We start from the raw sequence: 25,527 nt of genomic DNA, 5'->3' as shown, positions 1-25,527 counted from the left end.
CTTGCGGCACGCGTCCCCACGTCGCTCCACCAAGCCCCAAAACCGGGGCCCGGAAGAATTACATGTCCATGCCCATGCCGCCCATGCCGCCGGGCATACCGCCGCCCATCGGAGCATCTTCCTTCGGCAGTTCGCAAACAGCTGCGTCGGTCGTCAGCAGGAGACCTGCCACCGATGCTGCGTTTTGCAGAGCCGTGCGCGTGACCTTCGTCGGGTCCACGACACCTGCGTCGACCAGGTCGACGTACTCGCCGGTCGCTGCGTTGTAGCCGTAGTTGCCCGTGCCAGCTGCAACAGCTGCCACCACGACGCTGGCTTCTTCGCCACCGTTCGTGACGATCTGACGCAGCGGCTCTTCCATCGCGCGCAGCACGATCTTGATACCTGCGTCTTGATCGGCGTTAGCGCCCTTCAGGTTCGTGATAGCCGTGCGTGCGCGGATCAGCGCAACGCCGCCGCCAGCAACGATGCCTTCTTCCACAGCTGCGCGCGTTGCGTGCAGTGCGTCTTCGACACGTGCCTTCTTTTCCTTCATTTCGACTTCGGTCGCAGCACCGACCTTGATCACTGCAACGCCGCCTGCCAGCTTGGCAACGCGTTCCTGCAGCTTTTCACGGTCGTAGTCCGACGTAGCTTCTTCGATTTGCGTGCGAACCTGCTTCACACGTGCTTCGATGTTTGCTGCTTCGCCAGCGCCGTCGATGATCGTCGTGTTTTCCTTGCCCACTTCGATACGCTTCGCTTGACCCAGTTCAGCCAGCGTTGCCTTTTCGAGCGTCAGGCCGGTTTCTTCAGCGATGACTTGACCGCCGGTCAGGATCGCGATGTCTTCCAGCATTGCCTTACGGCGATCGCCGAAGCCCGGAGCCTTGACAGCAACCGTCTTCAGAATGCCGCGAATGTTGTTCACAACCAGCGTTGCCAGTGCTTCGCCTTCGACGTCTTCTGCGATGATCAGCAGCGGACGGCCAGCCTTAGCGACCTGTTCGAGTACCGGGAGGAGGTCACGAATGTTCGACACCTTCTTGTCGTGCAGCAGCACGAACGGGTTGTCGAGCACAGCAACCTGCTTGTCCGGGTTGTTGATGAAGTACGGCGACAGGTAGCCGCGGTCGAATTGCATACCTTCGACAACGTCCAGCTCGTCTTGCAGCGACTTGCCGTCTTCGACGGTGATGACGCCTTCCTTACCAACCTTGTCCATGGCTTCAGCAATGCGGTCGCCGATCGACGAGTCGCTGTTTGCCGAGATCGAACCGACTTGAGCGATTTCCTTGTTGGTCGTGCACGGCTTGCTGATCTTGCGCAGTTCTTCGATTGCAGCTGCAACAGCCTTGTCGATACCGCGCTTCAGGTCCATCGGGTTCATGCCCGATGCAACGTACTTCATGCCTTCGCGGACGATCGACTGAGCCAGGACCGTAGCGGTCGTGGTGCCGTCACCTGCGTTGTCGCTGGTCTTGGAAGCAACTTCCTTGACCATTTGCGCGCCCATGTTCTGGAGCTTGTCTTTCAGTTCGATCTCTTTTGCGACCGACACACCGTCCTTGGTGACCGTCGGGCCGCCGAAGCTGCGTTCCAGGACAACGTTGCGGCCCTTCGGACCCAGCGTGACCTTCACAGCGTTCGCGAGAATGTTCACGCCTTCGACCATCTTGGCACGGGCGGAATCACCGAATACGACGTCTTTAGCTGCCATCTTCTAACTCCTTGAATTCTTGGGATATGACCGGGAAAAGTAGCGGCTTTGCGCTTACTTCTGCACCACGGCCATGATGTCTTCTTCGCGCATCACGAGCAGTTCGTTGCCGTCGACCTTGACGGTCTGGCCTGCGTACTTGCCGAACAGGACGCGGTCACCAACCTTCACGTCGAGTGCGATTTGTGCACCCTTGTCGTCGCGCTTGCCCGGGCCGACTGCCAGAATTTCGCCTTGATCCGGCTTTTCTGCTGCGGCTTCGGGGATCACGATGCCCGACGCGGTCTTGGTTTCTTGATCCAGACGTTTGACGATCACGCGATCATGCAAAGGACGAAGGTTCATACATACTCCTCTCTTGATTGAGACTGAAGAACGCTGAGAAAACCCGGCTGGCTGAGCCAACCGGCGATGTTGTTAGCACTCTCGTGCAGTGAGTGCCAATTATATGGACGGGTGGTGACAAATTCAAGAAGGGGATGGCGGTTCGGGGGAGGGATAGACGGTGCGATTTACTCGAAAAGACATCTCGCGGCGCTGGAAAATTCGTCGAATTCAAAAAATATTCGTTTAAAAACAAACATCTACCGATTCACAATCGCCAGCCCGCGGTCCGACACCGATTAGCGGCAAATAGCCTGACCTCCCTGGAAACAGGCGGTTTATCCGGGCAAGCACCAGGTTTCGCCAGATTACCGGTCGAAACGAATGAAGAATGCCCGCCGCCCAATCCGCCCCTGCCCTCATTTCTGCGGACGCGCTCGCAGCGAATTTTCCGCCATCCACTTGAGCCGTTCGCAGTTGACCTTGATTCGCGACGCGAATTCCTCGGGATTGCTGTCGCGCAAAGAACTCATGTCCCGGACTTGCCGGCCAGCGCGGCTCCATCCCAGTTGCCAGTGCCGGTCGAAGTCATCGGCATCGGACAGCCGGTCTTTCAGTCGCGCCTTGTAGGCAGCCACGCGTTCGGGCGACGCCTGGCAGAACGCCTGGGCAAAATGAGCGCGCTCCCCGGCGGCTTCTGCTTTGGCGTCGGCGGCTTCCGCACCCAACGCGCCCGAAACAGGCAGCATCGCCGACAGAAACAACGCGGACGTCACCGCCAAGAGCGTTCTACGGCAATAGCACGGCCTCTTTCTCATGATCGCCTCCAGACTGCCTGACTGCTCCCGACGCCCTCCAGGGATTGCCCTGTCTCTCACGTCGTTTTCCGCCATTTCGCGCGCGTTTGTCCTGATTTGACAGCAGGATGGCGTTTTCGCCCGCTATCCGGGCGACTGTGCCGCCAATACCCGGTGTTACGCTCAAGTAAGGAGCCTTCGCGGCATCGCGCGCCAATTGACGGCGCGCTCAGCAATCAACAGAAAACACCGCGAAAGGCCGTTGCCCTAATGGGCGAAACATCGCTGCGGGAGCGACTGCGATGGAATTTAAAACATACACTGCATTAACGTTGATTGTGTTGAGCAATGCTGCCTATGCATGGCAACCGCTCACCTATCCCATCCGAAGTCAAAGCGCCTATCAGCGCGGCATCGACAACGCGATGTGCTACGCGGAGGCGAACAAAAAGACCAAGGTCGATATCAGGCGCGAATCGCAGATTCCACCGCGCAAGCCGCCCGCGACTCAAACTTCGTCGACCGGCGTTCCAGCTCGGCCGCCGTTACCGCCGAGCACTTTCTCGGCCGCGCCGATGAGCGCGAGCATGCCGGCCGCCACGCCTGACGCGAGCGCGTCGGGGGTCCAGGCGACGGGCACGACGGCTACGGCTGCGGCAGGTACAGGCGCTTCGTCGACAAAAGCAACGGACGCGGCGACTGCGGGCAACGGCGCAGGCACCACCGCGACCGCTGCGACATCGGCAAGCGGCGCGGACATCAGCGCATCGGACGCAGCGGCGAGCGGCGCGTTGCAGGCGAACGCGGCGTCCAGCGTCAAGCTGCCGCCGCTGCCCGCACCCGAGCCGCCGATGACCCAATATTGGGCCGCCTACGGTGCGTGCATGCAGGCGCGGGGTTACGTCGTCACACAGTAACGAAGGCGGTGAGCCTCGTTGCAGTGCCTTGTTCCCTTTGACTCTGGGCTGACCCGGATGCCGGCATTCGACGTCCGTCAGCGACATCGCCATGTCTAGTGAAATCACTTCCGAATCCTTCGATTCCTGGCTATGTGGACACTGCGGCGCGCAGTTGATAGGCCGCTTCCTGCCTTGTCCCGCGTGCCATGCGCGTCCTGTCGGGGCGCTGAATCTGCGCACTGCCGCGTCGTCTGCCCTGCGTGCCCCTGGGAATCCGTACCAGACGGTGCTGCCCGCCACCAGGCCGGCGCGCAACACATGGCGGCCGTTGTCGCGTTCGCTGGCGCTTCGTTATGAAGACATCGAAGAAGCCCAACTCACGAGAACCCTGTATCAGCGAATGCGGATGCCCGTGGCGTTGAGCGCGTCGATTCTGGCGGTGACGTCGGCGGTATATCTTGGGTTTATCCATAGCAACGAGTCGAACGTGGGCGAGCCCGTCGCGGTGTCCGGAGCGGTGACGAAGGCGCAAGACGGGAAAGCGTCGATGGCGGTGGCCGGGAAACCGGCGGCAAATGTGGCCCAGAAGGCTGCGGATGTCGCGGCGCAACCGGCCGCGGCAGCGCGTGCGCCTTTGGTGACGACGCTGGCTGCTTCACTGCCTGCGGATGGTTTGAAGTCGGCGTCGATGGCGGCTGTGACGACTGCCGCTGCGGCGCCAATAAAGTCAGTGCCGACGGCCTCGACGTTGGCGTCTACACCAATCCTCGCGCCGACGCCGCCCTCTCCAGCAATGCCGATTTCAACCCCGACTTCGACGCTGGCGTCCAAGCCGATATCCGCACCGCCTCGGCGTGCAAATTCAACGACTGCGCAAAATTCAACCTTGATGTCGACGCCAGCGTTCACGTCAATCTCCGAGTTGGCGCTGTCCGCAAAGTCGACATCGCCGCAGGTTTCAACCAGGGCTTCGACGTTGGCATCCACGCCGATCGCCACGTTGGCGCCGTCCGCAACATCGACGTCACCGCGGATTTCAACAGCAGCTTCGACGCTGGCGTCCAGGCCGATTTCCATGCCAGCGCCAGCGGAAAGGTCAACCCCAACCTCGACGTTAGCGTCCACGGCGATTTCAGCACCCACGCCGTCCGCAAAGTCGACATCGCCGCAGGTTTCAACAGCAGCTTCGACGCTGGCATCCAAGCCGATCTCCATGCCAGCGCCTTCGCCAAAATCGACAACAACGTCAACCCCAGCGTCGACGTTGGCGTCCGCACCAACCTCCGCGCCCACGCCCGCTTCAAAAGCGTCCACCGCACCAACCTCGCGCAAAGTGTCGCTGACACCACCAACCGACACGAAACGCGCCTCCACGAACCTCGCCGACACCGTCCCGGATAAACCACGCCCGGACATCTCGCGCTATCTCAAGACCGCCCGCGCCAAACTGCAGGCGAACAACCTGTCGGGGGCAAAGTCGCAACTCGCCGCGGCAATCGCCGCAGAGCCGCGCAATCGCGACGCGCTGAATCTGCGCGCGACCGTCCGTACCCGCGAAGAGGAGCGCGACGCGTTGCTGAGCCTCGCGCGAGGCTGTGGATATATCGGGCGGTGGACGTGCGTATCGCGCAATGCCGGCGAGGCGTTGCAGATCGATTCGGGCAGCAAGGAAGCACGGCATCTGGTCACGCGCGCGATGCACGAGACCGCTTTCCCCATCGACCAGCCGACGGTCGAGCCTCAGCCCGAACCACAGCCGGATACGCGCGATATCCTCGCTCATCATTGATGAATCAATCAGGAAAACGGCGCACGCTATCGCAGACCACGCGATAGCGCGTCGCTGCCCGGGTTCATGACAGGGACAGCCGGGACCGGACCAGAAGTCCGTTGCTAACGCGCTGAAATCGCCAGGCTGACCTGCCGCGCAATCGCCCGATAGCGGTCGGCGGTATCCCTGAGCGTAAGACCGGCCAGCGACCGTTGCGCCCGCGCCTGCCCGAGTGCGACGACAACGGCGTCGGCATAACTCTGCACGTTGTCGGTATCGACCAGTTGCACACCGGGGAATCCGTTCGCGAACGCAAACGCCGGAATCTTGCTCGCGACGATCGGCACGCCCGACGCCAGCGCCTCCAGAAACGCGACACTGTGCGCCTCGGAACGCGAAGGCATGACGAATACGTTCGACTCCGACAGCACCGTCGCGACATCGGTACGCGGACCGGCCACTTCGACGCGCTCCGCAATGCCCAACTCTTTCGCGAGCGCGATCACCTCGCGCTGATAGTCGGGATCTTCGACCACGCCGTACAACACGAGATGCGCGTCGCTCACTTCCCGGAGCACCTCGCGAAACGCCCGCACGGTCAGCAACTGATTCTTCACCGCTGCATACCGGCCGATCTGCACGACCTGCGGCGCCGCGCCATCGCGCCCGCTGCCATCGGTAAATGAAAAACGCGCGAGGTCGACGCCGTTGGGTACGACCGTCATCGATGGATGCGGGCCGATGGCCTGCACGTAATCCGTCACGCCCTGCTCCGACACGCCGATCACGACCCGCGCGCGTCCCGACAGAATATGTTCGACGCGCCGGAATAACGGCCGCTCGAAGTCGTTGGTCGCCGAATGCATCACGTACACCACCGGCACGCGCAGCGGCAACGCACGCGCGTAAAACGACGGGATGGTCGCATGCGCGAAGATCACGTCCGGGCGAAACCGCCGCACCGCGACGAAGAGATTCCACAGCTTGATCAACGCGCGATGCCGCCGGCGTGGAAACCAGCACTCCACGCCGTGACGTTGCAACTCGTCCTGCAACGCCCCAAAGTCGGCATGAGCGGGCAGCAACGACGCAACGCCCACGGCCATACCTTCGGCGCATTGATCGAGCGCGAGATCCTTTGCGAGAACCTCGGCGCCCGACAGACGGGGTGCGAGAACCAGATGAAAAACCCGCATCATTGCGTCCTTGCAGTGAGCGTCCTGAACAGCATCCACGCTGCGGCGCAGCCGAGACCCAGCGTCATCGACCAGGCGATGCCGGTCACGCCCCAGTAGTGCACGGCGGGAGGCGCGCTTGCCAGCAACACGACCACCTGAATCGCGGACGCATGCACCGTCGCCTTCGCATCGCCGACCGCGCGCAGATAAGCGACGAGTACCGCGATCAACGCGCCAATCGCCATATTGATCACGAGAATGCGGAACAGCGGCACGGCGGGCAACCACGCCGCGCCGAGAATCAGCGAGAACAGCGGCTCGGCGATCAGCCTGAGTACGACGACGAATGCCGCGAGTCCGATCGCAACCAGCAGCAGGTAAATCCTGATGACCCGCGCGGCGGCCTGCGGACTCCTCCGATGATGCGCCGCGAATGTCGGGAAAAGGTATTGCGACATCGCGATCGCAGCGTCGGCGAGCAGCATCTGCGCGAGTCGCGACGACATCTGATAGCTACCGAGTTGCGCCGGTCCGAGCAGTTTGCCAACCACCACCTTGTCGAACTGATTGAGCAGCAGATTGATCACACTGCTGGCCCAGATCCAGCGGCTGAAACCGACGTAGTGACCAATGCCCGACCACACCGCGCGAATCGGCGGACGGGGTTTCATCGTCACCCAGGTCAGCGTGCTTTTCAGGGTTTCACCGGCGACGAGGCCGATCAGCACCGAGGCAGCGCCCGCGCCGAAATAGGCGAGCAGCAACCCCGCCGAACAGTCGAGAAACGACGCCGCGATTTCGACGCCCGCAATATGCTGAAACCGCCGTTCGCGCTGCACGACGTAATACGCCGGCGACGCAATCCCGCGCAACAGCGGCAGCAACGCGGCAAGCTGGATCAGCACCAGCGACCCGTCGAGATGGAACTGGCTGCTCAACAGCGGCGCGAGCGCCACCAGCAGCAACGAAATGAGCACGCCGCGCGCGGTCAACGTCGTCCACACCGCGCCGAGTTGCGGCCGTGTCGGCGGATGCTCACCCTGAATCACCGCCTGCGCGAGTCCCGTATCGGAGAGCGCCTCGGCAATCGCCACTGCGAGCAACGCCACGCTGACACTGCCGATTGCCGCCGGCCCGAGCATCCGGCCGATAGCAAGAAACTTGATCGCCACAAGTCCACGCACGGCGAACTGTTGCAGGAGTACCCATGTTGCCGCACTCGCGCCGAAACTGCCCGCTATCGAGAACGCCGGAAGCCTGATCGCCCGCAAGCTGTCTCTCCGTCGAATCGTTGCGCCATCTGGTCGGCCACGCACAGCGAATTAACAGATCGCTGCAAACGCCGCCGGCGCACAATTAATTAGTTTGAACCAGCAAGCTGGCAAGGTTTTTCATCGAACACCATGCACGACCTTACCGCGAGAGAATCGGCGACAACCGCCATCAGCTAGCCCAGTTCAGCCGAAGCCACGGCGGGCTGGTACGGTGAACCACAGAGCGGGTCAAGTTATCGATTCCATGCCCTTTGGCAATGCTAACGTTGCCCCGTCAGCGCCGGAAATCGACCGGCGCCGGGGTGCTTTTCTGCATAACGTCATAACGTAAACGGCTGCCTACGCGATGGAACAAGACTACGTCCTGATTGTTGAACCCAACCTGACCGGGCATCGCTGGCGCTATGTCGAATGGACCATGCAGGCCTGCGCGGAAGCCGGCTATCCCTGCATGCTCGTGACCGAGCCCGACAACGAAGACCACAAGCTCGCGCGGCAGATCAGCGCGGCGAATCTGCCGGATCAGCAGATCGCTTTTGTCGATCCCGAAGAACCGGGCGGTAATCGCTTGCGCAATAACCAGTACGCGCGTTTTCACCGGTATTTCAAACGCGTGTATTCGATCATCAGCCGCACGCAGTCGATCCGTCTGGTAGTCGTGCCGTACGCCGATTACTTCTTCTACGGCCTGCCGTTTCTCGGCTCGCCGTTCGGCGCGACGCCGTGGATCGGTATCACGATGCGCTCGACCTTTCATCATCACAAGGTCGGCATCAAGGCGCCGGACCGCCCTGTGCTCAACGCGATCAAGGCACTGCTGTTCAAGCGCGCAATTCGTACCACCGGTTTGCGCACGCTGCTGACCATCGACCCTACGCTGCCCGAATGGGCCGCGCATCACGCGTCGAAACACAGCGCGAACGTCGCTTATGTGGCCGATCCGTTTCCCGATGAGAAAGCGGAAAACCCGGCACTCGCCCGCCAGCGTCTCGGTCTTTCACCCGATCAGCGCTACCTGCTGGTGTACGGCTCGATTACCGAACGCAAGGGTATTTACGAACTCGTTCATGCACTCACGCGTATGGAGCATGCGCCTACGTTAATCGTCGCGGGCGAGCAGGATGCCAGTACGCGTCACTACATGCGCAACCACGTGCGTAGTCTCACGCGTGCGCCGCTGGTACTCGACGACTTCATCTCCAACGATGTCGAACGCGACCTGTTCTCCGCGTGCGACGCGGTATGGTTGGGTTACAAAGGTCATTACGGAATGAGCGGCGTGCTGGTGCAGGCGTATCGCTTCGGCAAGCCGGTGATCGCAACCGAAGATGGCTTGATCGGCTGGTTCAGCCGGCGTTGCGAATTGGGGCCGATCCTGAGCGACCTCAGTTCGGCGTCGATCGGCAAGGCGATTACCGAGACCATGACATCGTGGCCGCATGCGCCGCAAACCGTGCCGTCTGCGCGAGAAGACCTTCTTTCACGGCATACGCTGGGGCAGTTCAAGCAGACTTTGCTGCAGCAGATGGCGTAGGTACTTAACGCGGTTTTCCGTGACCCACCATGCTGCTGCGCTCCAATTGAAAACGGCGTCCATCGTTACACGATAGACGCCGTTTTTATTGAGCCTTCTATTTCAGGAGAGCTGCCCGCCCGCCACCGGCACTTCCTCGCTGCGCACGGAACTGCTGCGTTTTTCCGGGAACAGCGCGTTGCGCATCTTCAGGAACGGATATTCAACCGCGCGCGTCGTCACATACCCAAGCCCGATTGCGATGACGAATTGCGCGGAGAGCGCCACGATCCAGATCACGCTCGGCGGCAAGCCAAGTGCGGTCGTCTTGCGAATGATCATGTCGCCGGGTGCGAGCGCCAGCGAATGCCACAAGTAAATACCGTACGAATAAAGGCCGATCCATGCGACTCCGCGATACACCCAGGAAGTCCGCAACGACCCCGAGTATTCGAGTACGAACACGATCAACGCGCCGAAGCCAAGCGCCTGGATCGTATAGCCGATGCTCTGATCGAGCGCGACATGCGGCGTCGCGAACGCGAGCCACGCACACAGCAGCGCGACGCAGCCGACCAGCGTCCATTTGCGGCTCGCGAAGCGATGATAGATACCCGGCTTCATCCAGTAGATTGCCGAGAGAATGACGCCGACCAGCAGGCTGTCGATCCGATATTGTGTGTAGGCGAAAGTCCCTTCAAGGTCACCGCCCGCCACCGCGAAGCAGCGCGCCGTGAGCACCACCGCGCAAATCGCAGTGAGCACGCTGACGATCGTCCATGCGCCCAATTTCCAGCGCGCGAACAGCAGCAGCAACGCGGGCAATACCAGATAGAAATGTTCTTCGACCGCGAGACTCCATGTCTGCGTAATCGACGTACCCAGGTAGTTCTGCAAGTGCGTGAGATTCTGCACAAGAAACGTATTCCAAGGATGCCGTCCAGCCAGCATATGGAAGATGATCAGCACGTAATACGCGGGCCAGATACGGAAAATCCGCCGGATGATGAAACGCCGCGCATCGACCTGACCGGTTTCGGCGTATTGTCGAAGCAGCAGGCCACCCACCAGAAAACCGCTGAGCGTGAAGAACAGGTTGACCCCTTCTCGCCCAAAACTCTTCAGCGGATATTCAATGATCTGAATAAGGAAGTTGCCGGTGTGAACCGCGTGAAAGTGATAGCCCATCACCATGATGATCGCGATACCGCGTACGAAGTCGAGTTCGATCGCGCGACCCGCAATTTTTGGCGTTTTAGTCGCCCCCGTTCCGCCGAATAACTTCATGTTGTTCTCCCCTGTCGCTTATCGCAGGCGCATGGCCCTTTTCGCATAGTCGGTGGCAGCACGCCGTCGTGCGCGCCAACTTCAAGGCATTGACCGACAACCTGCTCAAGTGTGCGCGCGTCTTGCAGAGGATGCCCTTTCCTGCGTCGCCAGAACCCAGGTAATCGGCGACGAATGCGGTCAGGGTAACTAACGGACCAAAATATTCTCCGCACAATGATTCACTGCGAGACCGTCCGCGCCAGACCGACGGCACCATCATGGCAACGGGGAGGAATCAGCAATGCGCCACCAGTTTGCAACGCCCTGGATATGGATTTTTTTAATCCCGCTCGCGTTCGACTATAAAGCGACCGACGCAACCACGGGCCACTTTGCACAATTCGGGCTGGTAATTCCGTCGATGGCGGCAGGGCTCGCACTGCTGCTCATCGCGCCGCGCTTTCACGAACGCGCGCGGCTGCGTACGGTCGTCACCGTCAGCATGATGTTGTGCGTGTTCGGCAGCATCGTCGCCCAGCTGGTTCAGGATAACGACGTCGGCAATTATCTGCGTACGCTGCTGCCGTTCGTGCTGTTCATGCTCGGTTATCTGGTCGCCTGCCGCCCGTGGAGCGAATACAGAATCTCGCAGTTCGAACGCGCGCTGTTCGTCGCGAATCTGATCAGCGCGGGTTTCACTTTCGTCTACGGGATGGCGACCGGCGGCGATCTCGAAGACGTGCGCTTTCGCATTATCTCCGTCACGCTGCTCGGATTGCAGGCCGTGCTGCTGCATGAATTCGTCGTGGCGCGACGCTTCTCCGTGTTCACGGTCGCGGTGTTCGCAAGCACCATCCTCGTGGAACTGTTGAGCGTGACCCGCAGCCTGCTGGTGGGCACTGTCCTGCTGTTCCTGCTCGCGGTATTGCTTAGTGCACCGTCGATCCGGCACCTCGGCCGCGCGATGACCCGCAGCCTGCTGATCGGCGCCGTGCTGGCCGGCATGGCGGGGGTCGCGGCGCTCGCGTTTCCGACCGTCGCCGAACACTGGACCCAACGCATCTTCGCGTCTGAAGAAACCGCGTCGGGCAAGGACCCGACCACGATCACCCGTCTCGCGGAAATGCGTAATCAGTATGACCAGGTAACCCAGTCGCCTGAAACGCTGCTGTTCGGCGAAGGTTATGGTCACTACTATCGCTACTCGCCGCTGTATCTGCCGGACCTCGCCGGTCAGTTCAGCGAGAAAGACTTTTATGCGATCAACGAATGGGCCGCGGGCCACAACTTCTGGGTCTATCAGTTCTTCGCAGGCGGCTTGCTGTTCGGCATCAGCATGCCGCTCGCCACCTTGGCCGCGCTCGGCATCTGCGTGTTTTCCTATCGATACTGGCGCACGGTCGTACCCGACGCGCCCATGTTGCCGGTGCTCGGACGCGCGATCATGCTGTTCGCTGCGTTGCCGGCCACGACGATCGGCGGCAATCCGCTGGGGCCGCGTTTTTCAGGGCTGATCTTCGGCGTTGCGCTGGGTCTGATGATCGCCACCCACGGCCGTTTGCAGCGCGCACTGCCAGCTCGCTCCTCACGCACGCCGAGGGCGCCGCGCGGACGTCCGGTCGCGATGATGCCGGATTTGCCGCACCGCATTCAGCCTGGAACAGGACGCGCGGATCTCCCTTCGGCGCTCGGCGTGTCTCAAGGCAAGCCAGCGGCGACGTCGTCGTCTTCGTCTGACACCAAGCAGTTCGGTGCGCTGCTCACGCGTGCAGCGCCGCCGCCACGCTCCAACCGACCGACTATCGTCCGATGAAAATACTGCACCTGCTCCCCAGTGTCGATCCACGCGGCGGCGGCCCGGTTGAAGGCGTGCGCCGCAGCGGCCTGGCCATGCAGGAAGCCGGACACGAAATCGAAGTGGCGAGTTGCGACGCCCCTGCCGACGCCCATGTGTCAGCGTTTCCGTTTCCGGTTCATGCGTTCGGTCCGGCGAAAAACCGCTATAGCTATTGCGAGCGTTTCGCGCCGTGGATCGCCGAAAACGCGCAGCGTTTCGATGCGGTGATCGTTCACGGTCTGTGGCAATACCATGGCTTTGCTGCATGGAAAGCGCTGCACAACAGCAACGTGCCGTATTACGTGTACGTGCATGGCATGCTCGACCCGTGGTTCAAGGAAGCGTATCCGCTCAAGCATCTGAAGAAGTGGCTGTACTGGCCGTGGGCCGAATATCGCGTGCTGCGCGACGCGCGCGCGGTGATCTTCACGACGGAGGAGGAGCGCACGCGCGCGCGGCAGTCGTTCTGGCTGTATCGCGCGAATGAACGGATCGTGCCGTTCGGCACCACCGTGCCGGCGCTCGACGCCGTATCCGCACGCGAAGCTTTTCTGAATGCGATCCCCAGTTTGCGCGGCAAACGCATCGTGCTGTTTCTCGGCCGCGTTCACGCAAAGAAAGGCTGCGATCTGCTGATCGACGCATTTGCGCGCGTGGCCGGACGCGACCCCGCGCTGCATCTCGTGATTGCCGGTCCCGACGAAACCGGCTGGGTCGCGACGCTGCGCGCGCAGGCGCAAGCGGCCGGCATCGCGCATCGTTTGAGTTTGCCGGGCATGCTGCAGGGCGAACTCAAGTGGGGCGCGTTTCATGCGAGCGATGTGTTCGCGCTGCCCTCGCATCAGGAAAATTTCGGTGTCGCGGTGGCCGAGGCGCTCGGCTGCGGACTGCCGGCGTTGATCTCCGATAAGGTCAACGTATGGCGCGAAATCGATGAAGACGGCGCGGGGCTGGTGGCTGCCGACACGGTCGATGGAACGGAAAAGAATCTGGTGCGCTGGCTCGAACTCGACGATTCCGCGCGCGAAGCCATGCGTGCGCAGGCGACTCGCACGTTCAATGCGCGGTTCCGGGTCGAGACGATGGTGAGCGAGCTGACCGCGCTGCTGGAAACGAAAGGCGAAGCCCGTAGTACTGAGGCAGGCACGCTGGCCACGCTGCGCGAGGCGACCCAGCAGAGCCGCTAAAGCACCCGCTGAAACACCATTACGCGCGCGCTTTCGGCGCTTCACTCAACCGCCCCTCCAAACGATAACGGCGCGCTCGATGCGCGCCGTTATCGTTTTCTCCCATCACGCTTTCAACTCACCGCTCCTTCATTAACGGCGTCAACGTCGATGCAGCGATGGGCCGCGTATCGACCTGCGGCTGTCCCGCCACGATGGTCGAACTATTCGCGGCGTCGGTGCGCTTGCGGTCGACGATATCCGGCACGTCGAGTTGCCGCACCAGGTGACCGGCAAGACGCAACGACAGCGCGGCGATCGTGATAGTCGGGAAGTTCGCGCCGACAGTCGGAAACACCGAGCTGCCGCCCACGTACAGATTGCTGATGCCGTGCACCTTGCAATCCCGATCGACCACCCCTTCGCGCGGCGAATCGTGCATACGTGTCGTGCCCATATGATGCCAGGTGCCTTCCAGCTTCGCGGGCCACGGACGGCCTTCGAGCGGCGCATCGAGTTCGACGTCGGCGATATTCGCCATCTGCAGCTCGGTGGCGAGCAGCGCGAACGTTTTGTCGAAGGTGCGTTTCACCTGATCGCCCAGACGCCACTCCACCTTGACGCGCGGTATGCCAAGACGATCGCGCTGATCGGTCGATAAGGTCACCCGGCTATCCGGGTCGGGAACCGCTTCGACGATCGCCTGCAAGGTCACGTCGGTGATCAGCGCGGGCCATTGCAGGAGTCGCGTCAGACCATAGCCCACCGTATGCAGCGGGTGCGCGATCATCGTCGAGATATCCCGCTTCAGGCTGCGGCCGGGCTGATCTTTCTGCATCAGCGCTTCCTTGCAATGGATCAACGCCTCGGAGCCCGCACTGCCTTCGCCGTACCACTTCGAATACAGCCACGCGCGCGAATTCAGCAGTTGCTCGCGCTCCATCATTTCCTGTTTCGGCGCGAACTGCGACGAGATCTTCGTACCGTGCGCCGACACCGCCGCGTTCTGATAGTGATACTTGATGTCGTACAGCTTGTTGCGCGCATTGCCCGGGCGGAAACGCACCTTGCCCGACATCATCCGCGGATGATCCATGAAGTAGCGGCCGACCAGATCGTTGGCATTGCCGAGCCCCTGCTTCTGCACGTCGTTCGACGCGAGCAGCATGCGGGCGTTTTCGATGCCGCCCGTTGCCAGCACGAAAATCCTGGCTTGCACCGAAAGCCTGCGTCCGCTGATGGTTCCAACCCGCACTTTGGTGATTGTCGTGCCCTGCGCGTCGGCGTCGATATTGAGCGCGTTGGCATGAAGGAACACCCGCACCCGCTTCGAACGCGACAACTCGTCGCGATACGCTTTGCCAAAACGCACAGGCGGGCTGAACTGCGCCACCGTGTCGCGCATATCGCCGGTTGCAAGCGGCATGCGACGCACGTCGCGGCGGCCAATCTCACGCTCCCAGTAAGCAGGATCGAAATTCTGCGGACCCAGCTTCAGCAGTTCATGCGTGCGCGCATAGTACGGCGCGAGTTCGTCGAGTCCGAACGGCCAGCCGCTATGGGGAATCCAGTCGCGCTTTTCAAAATCCCATGGATCGAGTGGGCGGCACCACCCGCCCCAGCAATTGCTGCTGCCGCCAAAATAACGGCTGCGCGAACCGTCGGCGAAGGTATAGGGCAGGCCCACGTTTTCGCCGCGATAGAGGTCGCGGGTTTCGTCGTCGGGACCGAAACCGCCGCTCTCGAGAATGCACGAGTCCACGCCCGCCCGCGACATTTCCAGCGCCAGCGTAATGCCGGCCACACCTCCCCCGATGATGCAGACCGTCGTTTCAACGACGGTGTTTTGTTCGACAGTACGAGTATCGATGAACATCCGCTGCTCCCCATCTTCGTGATGCATTTTCGGATACGTCGCTAACTTCGCCCAACAGCAGCAAGCAGAAGCAGACAACGAACCCGTCGCGACCGAATATCTCGCGGGCTTCGCCGGTGACGTAGCGCATCAGGCGCATACGGTTCCAGCGGCGGCCAACCGAATCCCGACGATCACGACCTTGGCCTCCCCAGCGTATCGACGCTGCGGTTCTATGTCTGCGGTTCACACCACGGAGTCGAAACGTTTCCGTATGAACCTGCAAGGATTTCCGCCATACACACCCTCAGCTTCGAGCGAGCGATGCACGACGGACAAAGGTGTCACTACAGCAGAACGACCGATGGTCACGCCCATTTGAACGACGCACTTCGAAGTAATCCACACACCGTCCTCGATGACGATCGGCGCGACCCGCAGATCCATCGTCGTGCTCATGTCGTGAGATCCGGCGGTGAGGAACGTGCCCTGCGAAATACACACGTTGGAGCCGATGCGAATCAGCGTCTGGTTATAGATCCACACGTCGACGCCGAACCAGCACTTGTCGCCGACCTCGAGATTCCACGGCGCCTTCACCCGCAACGGATGCACAAAACGGCAACCTGTACCGATCTTTGCGCCAAACAGACGTAACAACGCCACGCGCACGAAGGACAACGGCAGCAGTTTGTTATTGATCACACACGCTTCGATCACGAACCAGAGAAGCTCGATAAACGCACCGCGCTTCGCCTCGTAATTTCCCTTCCCCGCGAGACTCAGATCGATGACACGGTCATCGTCCTGCGCGTTCTCATGCGCATTTTCAACTTCATGCGCATCTTCGACTGGCGGCCTATATGCGATTCGCGGATCGTCGGCGATCTTGCCCATCATCTTTCTCCGATGCGCGACCGATGGTATGCATGCGCTTGCATCATCGTCGGCTCCCTTCCATTATCTTTCGGGTACTTCCGGCACTTTTCACACTGGCTGTGCAGGCAAGCGTTTTGGCGGCTACGCGCGTGAAGCCTGGCGCACGATAGCTTCAACACGACTGCATCTCCCTGGAGGCAACATGAATCATTCGATCCGCCACACTGCTAGCTCGATATGCGTGGTCATCGCCACATGCGCCGCCTGCGCCACGCCGGCGCTCGCGCAAAACGCAGCGCCCGCCGTTGCACCCGCCGCTAACGATAACGGCGTCGCGATGCAGGCTCCGGCCGACCGGCTCGCGAAAAATCGCGTCAAGGAGCAATCGCTGCTCGGCGCACCGCGCGACTACGGCGACGGCGACACCCCGCAACTTAGTCTCGGCGACGCACAACGCACGGCAATTCCCGACCAACAGCGCATGACGATGAATGGGGACGGCCAGGCAGCGCAAGCCGCTCGCCCGGCCGTCGGCAAAGGTCAACGCAAAGCACCCGGCGCAGCGAATGGCGCGATGCGCGTAGCGGGTCAGCCAGGCCGTCCGAATGCAGCCGATGGCCTCACACCCGAAGGCGCCGCAAGAAACGCTTACGCCGATCCGTACGCGAGTAAGCGCACGGTCTATCGTTCGCCCTGGTGAGGTTGCCGTCATGATGGCCGCGTACCGGATCAATCCGGCGCGGCTTCCTCCGCGGTAGCCGGCTTGCTCGGCCTGGCTACGACAGTGGAAGGCCGCTGACTGAAATACGCGGCACCTGTCTTCACCCGCCTCACGCCTGCCTGACGAAACACCGTCGCCAGCTTTTCCTCAAAGGTCTGAATCGTCGACTCCGGCGACAACGTGCTCTCCGCGTAATGACGCGCGGCACGGCCAAGCGCCGCACGCCGCTCCGCATCGCTCGCCAGCACGTTGATCGCGGCCACCAGCGCCTTGACGTTGTCGGGTGGCACCACCACACCGCGCGGGCTCACTGCCTCATGCAAGGCCGTGCCGCGACGCGCCATCGCCACGGTCGCGCGACCGCTGGCGAACATGCCCGTGAGTTTGGACGGCATGACGAGATCGGCAGCATCGCCGCGTTGCGGCAGCACGTGGATATCGGCGAGATTGAGCAGTTCGTTCAGGCGCTCCGCCGGTTGCAGCGGAATGAAGATGCAGTTCTGCAAGCCCGCACAACGCGCGAGCAAACTCTCTTTTGCAGCACCGCTACCGCAGAAAACGAAAGTCACGTCGGTGCGCGCGGCGAGCAGTGCGGCGGCATCCGCGAGTGTTTCGATGCCCTGTTTCGCGCCCATGTTCCCGGAATACAGCACGACCTTCTGGCCTTCCGGGATGCCGAGCTGCTGGCGATATTCGCTCGCGCGCGGCAACGGAAAGATGCTCGAAGAATCCACCCAGTTCGGCAGACACACGACGCGCGCGGGCAACACACCCTTCGCGGTAGCGCGGGCGCTCATCTGCCGCGTGATCGACGAAACCGCATCGAAGCGCCGCAATAACGCGCTTTCTATCCAGCGCGCCACGCGAGCACCACGCGAACTTTTCAGCAGGCCGAGTTCGAATGCCGCATCGATTTCATAGTCCTGAATATGCAGCCACGCGCTGGCCCGCGTGACGCGCGCGAGCGCCAACGTCGCGGGCGCGCACATCAACGTAGGAGCGATCATCATGACCGCGTCGGGACGCCACAGCGCGTGGCGCGCGAGCAAGGGCAACGAACTCACCGCAAAACTCGCGAGATGCAGTATCCGCTTGATGCCGGTCGGATTCGACGGCACCCACAGCGGCGCGCGCCACAGCGTCACGCCGTCGCGTGTCTCGCGCCGGTAACGCCACGCGGCAAAACCCGCCGCGACGCGCCATTCGGGATAGTAAGGCGGTGCGCATACCACCCGGACTTCGTGACCCCGGCTCGCGAGCAGCACAGCCATTTCCGCCGTGTACTTACCCGTCCCCGTCAGTTCCGGCGCGTAGTTGATGCCGTAGATCAGAATCTTCATTGTGGCTGCCAGAACGTTTGTGGTCTTCGCGGGGTCGGCACTGCCGTAACTTGTGTGTCAGTCGCTCAACATCAATGCGCAGCCGCGAGCGATATTCGCGGCCGCAGACGGGGGATCGAAGCGGCGAATCACATCCATGCAGCGATGCGCGGTACCGCTGGCGTCGGCGAATGCCTCCATCGCCTTGAGCATCGTGCGCTGCAGAGCGGGTACGTCGCCGGCAGTGAACGCATACCCGCTCACGCCGTCGATCACCAACTCGGGCACGCAGCCGCAACTCTCGCTGACCACCGCCGGGCAACCGTGCGCGAGCGCCTCGTTCACTACGAGCCCCCACGGTTCGCTATAACTCGGCAGGACCAGACAGGTCGCGTGGTAATACTCCTGCGTCAGCGGCTCGTCCTGCAGACTGCCCACGAACGTCACCGAGTCGCCCAGCTCCAGTTCGGCGACCTTCGCGTGCAACGCATCGGCCATCGGACCCGTGCCGACGATGCGCAAACGCGCAGCCGGAATACGCTTGCGCAGGCCCGCGAACGCGTCGATCAGCGTGCCGATGCCCTTCTCTTCCGACAGACGTCCCACGAACAGGAACACCGGCGGATCGCCGGCTCGCGCAGCGACCCGCTCGACCAGCGCGCGCTCCGGCGAGAACGACCCCGGCAATGCAGCGGCCTGGCAGGGCACGAAAATCTTTTCGCGTTTCGCGCCAAGCGACAGCAGATATTCGCGGCTGCGTTCGCCGAAACCGAAATAGCCGTCGCACAGCGAAAAGAACACTCTTTTCGGAATCGACGTGATCAGCTTCTTCGGCCGGTCGCGCGCGGTGGAGTCGCAAAATACCGCACGCCGCTTGCCGGTCACGATGCACGCCAGGAGCATCGCCCAATACTCGGGACGGTGATAACCGGGCAATACGATCAGATCGGATTTGGCCTTCAGCACCTCCCATGTGAGCCGGACGATCATCTTCATCGTCGGCACATCTTCATAGCAGCCGTCGAACAGCTTCTGCATCGGATAGCGGTGGAACGAATAATCCACCTCGGAAAAGCCGACGCGGTCGTGCTCGGTATCCGCGATCTGCACCATCGAATACCGGATTGCTCCGGATGCCGAAATGTTATGCAGCGCAGAAAAGACGACACCTTTGTGGCGCGACCATACGACGTTATGGAAGATCGTGACTGACGCTGTCATTTTGTATGCCGCTCCTCGAAAAATCGTCCCTGCGTGCCTGGCGCGTGTCACGCCCGCACGCCACTACTGGTATTCGTTCTCTCGTCCGGTGCCGCGCCTCGCGGTTCCGGGTTGTGCGCGAAGCGTATCGGGTCTCGCTTCAGACCCAGCTTCAAACCTGTCAAGCCGTGGCCGTCGAACTCGAATGCGTTTCGATGAAGTCGCGATAGGTGGCGGCAATGCCCGCCTCCAGACCGGTCGTCGCGTGCCAGCCCATTTCCTTCAGACGCGAGACGTCGAGCAATTTCCGCGGCGTGCCGTCGGGTTTGGACGCGTCGAACACGAGTTCGCCCTCGAAACCCACCACCTTGCAGATGCATTCGGCCAGTTCGCGAATCGACAGATCCTCGCCTACGCCGACATTGAACAGCCCTTCCGTCACGTTATGTTCGAGCACGAACAACGTGGCCGCCGCGAGATCGTCGACATGCAGGAACTCGCGGCGCGGCGTACCCGACCCCCACACGGTCAACGTGGCGGCGCCGCTTTCTCTCGCCTCGTGCGCCTTGCGCAGCAGCGCAGGCAACACGTGGCTGCTGTTCAGATCGTAGTTGTCGTTCGGACCGTACAGATTGGTCGGCATCAGCGACACATACTGCGTGCCGTATTCGCGGTTGTACGCATTGCAGAGCATCACACCGGCGATTTTCGCGATCGCATACGCGTCGTTGGTCGGCTCCAGCGGCGACGTCAGCAGATACTCTTCGCGAATCGGCTGCGGACATTGCTTCGGGTAAATGCAGGACGAACCGAAAAACACCAATCGCTCTACTTTCGCCCGATACGCAGCGTGAATCACGTTGGTTTCGATCACCAGGTTTTCGTAGATAAACTCGCCCGGCTGCGACGCGTTCGCAAAAATGCCGCCGACGCGTGCGGCCGCGAGCAACACCACGTCGATCTGCTCGCTGTCGAAAAAGCCGTTCACGGCCTTCTGATCGGTGAGATCGAGTTCGGCTCGCGTGCGCGTGACCACATTGGTGTAGCCCTCGGCAACCAGACGGCGGACCAGCGCCGAGCCCACCATGCCGCGGTGCCCCGCGACAAAAATGCGTGAGTGTTTGTTCATCGCGTTACTCGTGATGTTCGAGCGCCGTGAATCCGGCAAGCGTGACGAGCGCGTCACGTCGTGCAATCTGATAATCGGCGCGCACCATTTCTTTAACGAGCGACGCAAACGATGTCGTCGGTTGCCAGCCGAGTTTCGCGTGCGCTTTCGAAGGATCGCCGAGCAGCGTTTCGACTTCGGCGGGCCGGAAATAGCGCGGATCGACACGTACGATCACATCGCCCGGCGACATCTTGATCTCGCGTCCTTCGACCTTTTCGACGATGCCGATTTCATCCACGCCGGTGCCTTCGAAACGCACCGTCACGCCGAGTTCGGCGGCCGCGTGCTGGACGAACTGACGCACGCTGTACTGCACGCCGGTGGCGATCACATAATCTTCAGGCAGATCCTGTTGCAGCATGCGCCATTGCATTTCCACGTAGTCGCGTGCATGGCCCCAGTCGCGCAATGCGGACAGATTGCCGAGATACAGCGTCTTCTGCATGCCGACCGCGATACGCGCCACCGCGCGCGTGATCTTGCGCGTGACGAACGTTTCGCCCCGCACCGGCGATTCGTGATTGAACAGAATCCCGTTGCACGCATAAAGCCCATACGCTTCGCGATAATTGACTGTGGTCCAGTACGCGAACAGCTTCGCGACTGCATACGGGCTACGCGGATAAAACGGCGTAGTCTCCGATTGCGGCACCTGCTGCACGAGCCCGTATAGCTCGGACGTCGACGCCTGATAGAAGCGCGTCTTGTGCTGCAAGCCGAGAATACGGATCGCTTCGAGAATCCGCAGCGCGCCGAGGCCATCCGCATTCGCCGTGTATTCCGGTTCCTCGAACGACACCGCCACGTGGCTCTGCGCCGCGAGGTTATAGATTTCGTCGGGCTCCACGCGTTGAATCACGCGCAGGATGCTGGTCGAATCGGTCAGATCCGCGTGGTGCAGAAAGAGCCGCTGGTCCGGGTCGTGTGGATCGCGATAGAGGTGATCGATCCGGTCTGTATTGAACAGGGATGACCTGCGTTTGATGCCGTGTACGTCGTAACCTTTGGCGAGCAGCAGCTCAGCGAGGTACGACCCGTCCTGTCCAGTAATGCCGGTGATCAGCGCGACCTTGCGTTTCATGAAGCCTTCTCCTCGTTAAGCTTTGCGATACCCATTCCTGCCGTGCGAACGCCACATCGCGATTGGGTGGCCTTTCGATGTCCACTCAACCCGCGATGCTGTCGTAACCGTAGTACCCCCCTTGATAACCCGAGCCGAGGAACGCGCCTTCCTGCGGCACGTCGGTGAGCAGCACGCCCCTGATACCGACGCCGCCGGTACGCAGACGCTTCGCCGTTTCGGCCACTTCGTTCAGCGGATGACGGCCGTGGCGCACCACCAGCAACGTCGTGCCCGCATATTTGCCGATCAGCGTCGAATCCGTGACCGCGAGCACCGGCGGTGTATCGACGATCACGAGGTCGTATTGCGGCTTCAGTTCTTCGAGCATCGTTTCGAAACGTTTGCTCATCAGCAACTCGGCGGGATGCGAAGGCAGCGTGCCTTTGGCGAGCACGTCGAGGCCAGGCAGCACGTCGCGCTGGATCATCGACGCCAGATCGCCGCCGCTCAGCACATCCGACAAACCGGGTTGATGCGCGATACCAAAGTGCGAGTGAACGTCGCCGCGCCGCATATCGCCGTCGATAATCAGCACGCGTTTGTTCGCCGACGCCACCAGAGCCGACAGATTCACCGACAGGAACGACTTGCCGCTATCGGGCCGCGAACCGGTAATCATCACGACGTTGTTCTCGGCGTGATCGAGTGAGAGTTGCAGCGAGGTGCGCAGATTGCGCACGCCTTCCACGGCGATGTCTTCCGGTGCCTGCTGGGCCAGCACATGCAGGCCACGGCGGCGCAGCATCACGTTTTCCTGCAGACGCAATTGCGTCTGGCTGCGCGGCACCACCGCGAACACCGGCACGCCGAGCATTGCTTCGAGTTCGTCCGGGCGTTCGACGCCGCCGTACATTGCGCGCTTGAAGAAGGTCAGCATGATGCCGATCACGAGACCGCCGCCGAGCGCGATCAGGATCGCCAGCACGCGTTTCGGGCGCACCGGTTCGTCAGGCGTTTCGGCGAAATCGACCACGCGCACGCTGCCCACCTGACCGGCTTTCGCTACTCGCAGTTGCTGTGCGCTGTTGAGCAGGTTCGTGTAAAGCTCGGTATTCACATGCACGTCGCGCAGCAGACGCAGAGCGGTCTGCTCGGTGTCCGGCATCACGGCTACGCTGCGGTTCATGTTGGCCTGCGCGCCCTGCAAGGCGGCGATCTGCGCATCCAGTGCGGCGACGGCCGGGTGGCTCGGCGTAAAGCGCTGAATCATCTCCGCGCGTTGCTGTTGCAGATCGAGCAGCTTGGTCTTGCTGTCGACGATCTGTTGCAGCAGCAGGCGGCTTTCTTCGCCGAGATCGACCGTGCCATGCGTGTTGCGGAACTTGTTGTAGCGTTGCTCGGCGTCGTCGAGTTCCTTGCGCAAACCCGGCAGTTGCTGATCGAGGAACGCCAGCATGTGCTCGGCTTCGGTCGAACGGCTCGCCACGTCCTGGCGCACGAATTCACGCGCCATGCTGTTGACGATCGCTGCCGTCAACGCCGGGTCGCCGCCTTCGAGGCTCGTGCGGATCACGCCCGATTGCAGCGTGGTTTCCTGCACGACCAGCGCCTTCTGCAGACGATCCACCGTGCTCAGCGTCGACGCGCGTTGCAATTCGAAACGCGAGCCAGGTGCACCGACCAGCTTGTCGACGTGCAGCGTGATCGGACCATCGGCAGTATCGGTTTCGACGGTCTCGCCCACCTTGCCGGAGAGAATCGCGATACCGTTGCGATCACGCAGCACATAGGTGCCGTCGGCGCCCGCCACCAGCGTGAAGGTGGTGTCGTACATTTCCTTCGACGTATCGAAGCGCGACACCGAAATCGCCTCGTCACCCCAGGCGAAGCCGGACAGGTTGATGAACTGCGGCAATCTGAATCCCCACTGCCCGTTCACCAGCCCCGCGATCATCCCGCCGATCACGGGGAAATAGCGCGGCGATGCCGAGATGTCGAGGTGCAGATTGCGCACGGTTTCTTCCGTGACGAGCCGCGACTTCAGCAACTCGATCTCGGCCGCCGTGGACGGCTTGGTGTCGAACATGCCGGTGAGCGGCGGCAAGGAATCCTTGCCGTTCCCATTGGCATTGGCCGTCTTGTCTTCGACGTGAAACAGCACGTCCGCCCGGTACGTCGGCGGCGCGAGGAACGCGTAAGCGCACCCCAGTGCAAGCGCGATCAGCGTCACCATCAGAACGGTGCGCCAACCGCGCACTATCGTGCGGAGATAGTCCGACAAATGAAGCTCGTCCGGTCCGGACACGTCGGTGTAACGGTTTTCGAAGTTGATGGCCATTTTTCTTCACCCAACAAAGCCCGGCGGTTCAAGTTTCACGTGTTGCGTTGCACGGCTGTTACTTCGCGAGCACCGCGCCCGTCACAGCCGCGTTGATCGCCGGCAGCAGCAGGTTCAGCACACGGTTGAAGCGGACCAGACCACCTTGTCCGACATACACGACGTCTTTCGGCTGAAGCTCGAACTGATTCGCGAGAATCATCGAGACCGGCGAGGTCGCGTCGAGGTGATAGATCTGCGGCGATTCGCTGGTCGAATTGCGGATCACGAACAACTGACGTGCCGCCGCCGTGTTCGAGTCGAAGCTGCCGCTGTCCGAGATGGCTTGAGAAAGCGTCATCGAGCCGTTGCGCATCGGCAGGATCGTGGCGGGCTTGTTGACTTCGCCCATTACATACACGCCGCTGTCTTCACGAGCCGCCACGCGCACCAGGTCGCCCGGTTGCAGATAAATGTCCGACGGATTGCGGCCGCGCTTGATCAGGTCGTCAACGTTGATCGGATAGTTGACGCCGTTGCGGACCAGTTCCACGCGGCTGCGATCGGCATTCGCGGTAAAGCCGCCGCCCTGGTTGATCGCCATCGTCAGCGACATCGGAATGTCGTTGACCGACTGCGCGCCCGGCGTGCGTACTTCGCCGTCGAGATAAACCTGCGACGCGCGGAACGACGCGATCCGCACCGTCACTTCCGGCTTCTGATAAACCTTGCTCAAACGGCTATGCAGCTCTTTCTGGATCTGGGCGGAGTCCTTGCCTGCCACGTGCAGCGTGCCGGCATACGGAAACTGGACGTCGCCGTTTTCGTCGACGAGGAAGCCGGGCATCGCGTCCGACGTCTTCGAGTTTTGCGGCGGCTGGCCGAGCGCGGCGGCCAGTTCCGGGTGATCCCAGACGACGATCTGCAGAACGTCGCCGGGACCGGCCTTGTAGGCCACCGGTTTGCCGAACAGGCCAAGCGTCTTCGACGGAACTGCCGCCGACGCGTTGTCCGCGTTCATCTTGCGCAGCAGCGACAGGTTGATGTCCGTGATCGGAATCTGCTGTTGCTGCGACGCTTCGGTGCTGAAATCACCCCCAGTGTCCTGTACCGCCGCCGGCGTGATCATCCGCTGGCCCGGAGCGATCCCGCATCCGGAAAGCAGTGCGGCCGTGGTGAAGACCAGGAGACTTCCCGTGCGTAACCCAAGTGAGCTCATGATGTTCCTTCCTCCTAGCGCCACAGCGAACGTTCTCGGGGGAGAAGCGTGCTGGA

General features: G+C 61.6%; 21 protein-coding genes. 6 read left to right on the top strand and 15 right to left on the bottom strand.

What is annotated here, in order from left to right; genetic code table 11:
- Positions 1 to 58: 58 nt before the first annotated feature.
- From groL to BLS41_RS04450, 3 genes are all read right to left on the bottom strand, one after another.
- Positions 59 to 1,699 carry a chaperonin GroEL gene (gene groL / locus BLS41_RS04460; RefSeq protein ID WP_074763188.1) on the bottom strand — a complete coding sequence of 547 codons (1,641 nt, stop codon included), beginning with the start codon at positions 1,697 to 1,699 and terminating at the stop codon, positions 59 to 61.
- 54 nt (positions 1,700 to 1,753) lie between these two features.
- A complete protein-coding gene (gene groES, locus BLS41_RS04455; RefSeq protein ID WP_007178996.1) occupies positions 1,754 to 2,044 on the bottom strand; it encodes a co-chaperone GroES in 291 nt (96 codons plus the stop codon).
- A 398-nt stretch (positions 2,045 to 2,442) separates the two neighbouring features.
- Positions 2,443 to 2,841 (bottom strand): hypothetical protein, encoded by a 399-nt coding sequence (locus tag BLS41_RS04450; protein WP_253189615.1) that lies wholly within the window; start codon positions 2,839 to 2,841, stop codon positions 2,443 to 2,445.
- A 281-nt stretch (positions 2,842 to 3,122) separates the two neighbouring features.
- Here BLS41_RS04450 and BLS41_RS04445 point away from each other — a divergent pair, with 281 nt between their 5' ends.
- On the top strand, positions 3,123 to 3,737 hold the full coding sequence (locus BLS41_RS04445) for a hypothetical protein (protein ID WP_074763187.1): 615 nt from the start codon (positions 3,123 to 3,125) through the stop codon (positions 3,735 to 3,737).
- Positions 3,738 to 4,112: 375 nt separating this feature from the next.
- Here BLS41_RS04445 and BLS41_RS04440 read toward each other — a convergent pair whose 3' ends face one another.
- A complete protein-coding gene (locus BLS41_RS04440; RefSeq protein WP_143026216.1) occupies positions 4,113 to 5,078 on the bottom strand; it encodes a hypothetical protein in 966 nt (321 codons plus the stop codon).
- Here BLS41_RS04440 and BLS41_RS04435 point away from each other — a divergent pair.
- The gene (locus BLS41_RS04435) at positions 5,053 to 5,508 is read left to right on the top strand and encodes a hypothetical protein (RefSeq protein ID WP_074763185.1); all 456 of its coding nucleotides are present in this window, start codon (positions 5,053 to 5,055) and stop codon (positions 5,506 to 5,508) included. The two genes, BLS41_RS04440 and BLS41_RS04435, sit on opposite strands and share 26 nt — an antisense overlap.
- 104 nt (positions 5,509 to 5,612) lie before the next feature.
- On the opposite strand, the gene BLS41_RS04430 is transcribed toward BLS41_RS04435, so the two are convergent.
- Together BLS41_RS04430 and BLS41_RS04425 are read right to left on the bottom strand one after the other, a co-directional pair.
- On the bottom strand, positions 5,613 to 6,686 hold the full coding sequence (locus tag BLS41_RS04430) for a glycosyltransferase (RefSeq protein WP_074766282.1): 1,074 nt from the start codon (positions 6,684 to 6,686) through the stop codon (positions 5,613 to 5,615).
- Positions 6,686 to 7,939, bottom strand: a complete 1,254-nt coding sequence (locus tag BLS41_RS04425) for an oligosaccharide flippase family protein (protein WP_074763184.1) — start codon at positions 7,937 to 7,939, stop codon at positions 6,686 to 6,688. Before BLS41_RS04425 ends, BLS41_RS04430 begins: the two co-directional genes overlap by 1 nt.
- 349 nt (positions 7,940 to 8,288) lie before the next feature.
- Between BLS41_RS04425 and BLS41_RS04420 the strand changes: the two genes are divergently transcribed.
- Positions 8,289 to 9,476: a glycosyltransferase gene (locus BLS41_RS04420; RefSeq protein WP_074763183.1), complete on the top strand. Its 1,188-nt coding sequence runs from the start codon at positions 8,289 to 8,291 to the stop codon at positions 9,474 to 9,476.
- Between the two features lie 102 nt (positions 9,477 to 9,578).
- Here the strand turns inward: BLS41_RS04420 and BLS41_RS04415 are convergent, their stop codons facing one another.
- A complete protein-coding gene (locus BLS41_RS04415; protein WP_074763182.1) occupies positions 9,579 to 10,742 on the bottom strand; it encodes an acyltransferase family protein in 1,164 nt (387 codons plus the stop codon).
- A gap of 283 nt (positions 10,743 to 11,025) precedes the next feature.
- Here BLS41_RS04415 and BLS41_RS04410 point away from each other — a divergent pair, with 283 nt between their 5' ends.
- Positions 11,026 to 12,537 (top strand): hypothetical protein, encoded by a 1,512-nt coding sequence (locus tag BLS41_RS04410; RefSeq protein WP_074763181.1) that lies wholly within the window; start codon positions 11,026 to 11,028, stop codon positions 12,535 to 12,537.
- On the top strand, positions 12,534 to 13,748 hold the full coding sequence (locus BLS41_RS04405) for a glycosyltransferase (RefSeq protein ID WP_074763180.1): 1,215 nt from the start codon (positions 12,534 to 12,536) through the stop codon (positions 13,746 to 13,748). Before BLS41_RS04410 ends, BLS41_RS04405 begins: the two co-directional genes overlap by 4 nt.
- A gap of 118 nt (positions 13,749 to 13,866) precedes the next feature.
- Here the strand turns inward: BLS41_RS04405 and BLS41_RS04400 are convergent, their stop codons facing one another.
- Together BLS41_RS04400 and BLS41_RS04395 are read right to left on the bottom strand one after the other, a co-directional pair.
- Positions 13,867 to 15,603, bottom strand: coding sequence for an FAD-dependent oxidoreductase (locus BLS41_RS04400; protein ID WP_074763179.1), 1,737 nt, complete (start codon positions 15,601 to 15,603; stop codon positions 13,867 to 13,869).
- A gap of 225 nt (positions 15,604 to 15,828) precedes the next feature.
- Entirely contained in the window at positions 15,829 to 16,479 is a 651-nt protein-coding gene (locus BLS41_RS04395) for an LbetaH domain-containing protein (protein ID WP_074763178.1), read from the bottom strand.
- Between the two features lie 184 nt (positions 16,480 to 16,663).
- Here BLS41_RS04395 and BLS41_RS04390 point away from each other — a divergent pair, with 184 nt between their 5' ends.
- The gene (locus tag BLS41_RS04390; RefSeq protein ID WP_074763177.1) at positions 16,664 to 17,161 is read left to right on the top strand and encodes a hypothetical protein; all 498 of its coding nucleotides are present in this window, start codon (positions 16,664 to 16,666) and stop codon (positions 17,159 to 17,161) included.
- A 29-nt stretch (positions 17,162 to 17,190) separates the two neighbouring features.
- Here BLS41_RS04390 and BLS41_RS04385 read toward each other — a convergent pair whose 3' ends face one another.
- The 6 genes from BLS41_RS04385 to BLS41_RS04360 all read right to left on the bottom strand — a co-directional run bounded on the left by BLS41_RS04385 (position 17,191) and on the right by BLS41_RS04360 (position 25,471).
- Positions 17,191 to 18,522, bottom strand: a complete 1,332-nt coding sequence (locus BLS41_RS04385) for a glycosyltransferase WbuB (RefSeq protein ID WP_074763176.1) — start codon at positions 18,520 to 18,522, stop codon at positions 17,191 to 17,193.
- A gap of 57 nt (positions 18,523 to 18,579) precedes the next feature.
- Positions 18,580 to 19,722, bottom strand: a complete 1,143-nt coding sequence (locus BLS41_RS04380; protein ID WP_074763175.1) for a glycosyltransferase family 4 protein — start codon at positions 19,720 to 19,722, stop codon at positions 18,580 to 18,582.
- Positions 19,723 to 19,882: 160 nt separating this feature from the next.
- Positions 19,883 to 20,830: a GDP-L-fucose synthase family protein gene (locus tag BLS41_RS04375; RefSeq protein WP_074763174.1), complete on the bottom strand. Its 948-nt coding sequence runs from the start codon at positions 20,828 to 20,830 to the stop codon at positions 19,883 to 19,885.
- A gap of 4 nt (positions 20,831 to 20,834) precedes the next feature.
- A complete protein-coding gene (gmd, locus tag BLS41_RS04370) occupies positions 20,835 to 21,953 on the bottom strand; it encodes a GDP-mannose 4,6-dehydratase (RefSeq protein WP_074763173.1) in 1,119 nt (372 codons plus the stop codon).
- Positions 21,954 to 22,038: 85 nt separating this feature from the next.
- The gene (locus tag BLS41_RS04365) at positions 22,039 to 24,273 is read right to left on the bottom strand and encodes a polysaccharide biosynthesis tyrosine autokinase (protein ID WP_074763172.1); all 2,235 of its coding nucleotides are present in this window, start codon (positions 24,271 to 24,273) and stop codon (positions 22,039 to 22,041) included.
- A gap of 58 nt (positions 24,274 to 24,331) precedes the next feature.
- Positions 24,332 to 25,471 carry a polysaccharide biosynthesis/export family protein gene (locus tag BLS41_RS04360; RefSeq protein ID WP_083379927.1) on the bottom strand — a complete coding sequence of 380 codons (1,140 nt, stop codon included), beginning with the start codon at positions 25,469 to 25,471 and terminating at the stop codon, positions 24,332 to 24,334.
- Positions 25,472 to 25,527 lie beyond the last annotated feature (56 nt).

The organism is Paraburkholderia fungorum, assembly GCF_900099835.1.
In the GTDB taxonomy this organism is placed as follows: domain Bacteria; phylum Pseudomonadota; class Gammaproteobacteria; order Burkholderiales; family Burkholderiaceae; genus Paraburkholderia; species Paraburkholderia fungorum_A.
Note: the sequence above shows the minus strand (reverse complement) of the source record. Positions and strands in the feature narration are given on the sequence as shown.

Excerpts from the sequence above, each read along its gene's own strand:
- gmd (WP_074763173.1), bottom strand. The coding sequence starts at position 21,953 with ATGAAACGCAAGGTCGCGCTGATCACCGGCATTACTGGACAGGACGGG.
- groES (WP_007178996.1), bottom strand. The coding sequence starts at position 2,044 with ATGAACCTTCGTCCTTTGCATGATCGCGTGATCGTCAAACGTCTGGAT.
- BLS41_RS04385 (WP_074763176.1), bottom strand. The coding sequence starts at position 18,522 with ATGAAGATTCTGATCTACGGCATCAACTACGCGCCGGAACTGACGGGG.
- BLS41_RS04390 (WP_074763177.1), top strand. The coding sequence starts at position 16,664 with ATGAATCATTCGATCCGCCACACTGCTAGCTCGATATGCGTGGTCATC.
- BLS41_RS04375 (WP_074763174.1), bottom strand. The coding sequence starts at position 20,830 with ATGAACAAACACTCACGCATTTTTGTCGCGGGGCACCGCGGCATGGTG.
- BLS41_RS04365 (WP_074763172.1), bottom strand. The coding sequence starts at position 24,273 with ATGGCCATCAACTTCGAAAACCGTTACACCGACGTGTCCGGACCGGAC.
- BLS41_RS04420 (WP_074763183.1), top strand. The coding sequence starts at position 8,289 with ATGGAACAAGACTACGTCCTGATTGTTGAACCCAACCTGACCGGGCAT.
- BLS41_RS04380 (WP_074763175.1), bottom strand. The coding sequence starts at position 19,722 with ATGACAGCGTCAGTCACGATCTTCCATAACGTCGTATGGTCGCGCCAC.
- BLS41_RS04415 (WP_074763182.1), bottom strand. The coding sequence starts at position 10,742 with ATGAAGTTATTCGGCGGAACGGGGGCGACTAAAACGCCAAAAATTGCG.
- BLS41_RS04360 (WP_083379927.1), bottom strand. The coding sequence starts at position 25,471 with ATGAGCTCACTTGGGTTACGCACGGGAAGTCTCCTGGTCTTCACCACG.
- groL (WP_074763188.1), bottom strand. The coding sequence starts at position 1,699 with ATGGCAGCTAAAGACGTCGTATTCGGTGATTCCGCCCGTGCCAAGATG.
- BLS41_RS04450 (WP_253189615.1), bottom strand. The coding sequence starts at position 2,841 with ATGAGAAAGAGGCCGTGCTATTGCCGTAGAACGCTCTTGGCGGTGACG.
- BLS41_RS04430 (WP_074766282.1), bottom strand. The coding sequence starts at position 6,686 with ATGCGGGTTTTTCATCTGGTTCTCGCACCCCGTCTGTCGGGCGCCGAG.
- BLS41_RS04405 (WP_074763180.1), top strand. The coding sequence starts at position 12,534 with ATGAAAATACTGCACCTGCTCCCCAGTGTCGATCCACGCGGCGGCGGC.
- BLS41_RS04395 (WP_074763178.1), bottom strand. The coding sequence starts at position 16,479 with ATGGGCAAGATCGCCGACGATCCGCGAATCGCATATAGGCCGCCAGTC.
- BLS41_RS04445 (WP_074763187.1), top strand. The coding sequence starts at position 3,123 with ATGGAATTTAAAACATACACTGCATTAACGTTGATTGTGTTGAGCAAT.
- BLS41_RS04400 (WP_074763179.1), bottom strand. The coding sequence starts at position 15,603 with ATGTTCATCGATACTCGTACTGTCGAACAAAACACCGTCGTTGAAACG.
- BLS41_RS04410 (WP_074763181.1), top strand. The coding sequence starts at position 11,026 with ATGCGCCACCAGTTTGCAACGCCCTGGATATGGATTTTTTTAATCCCG.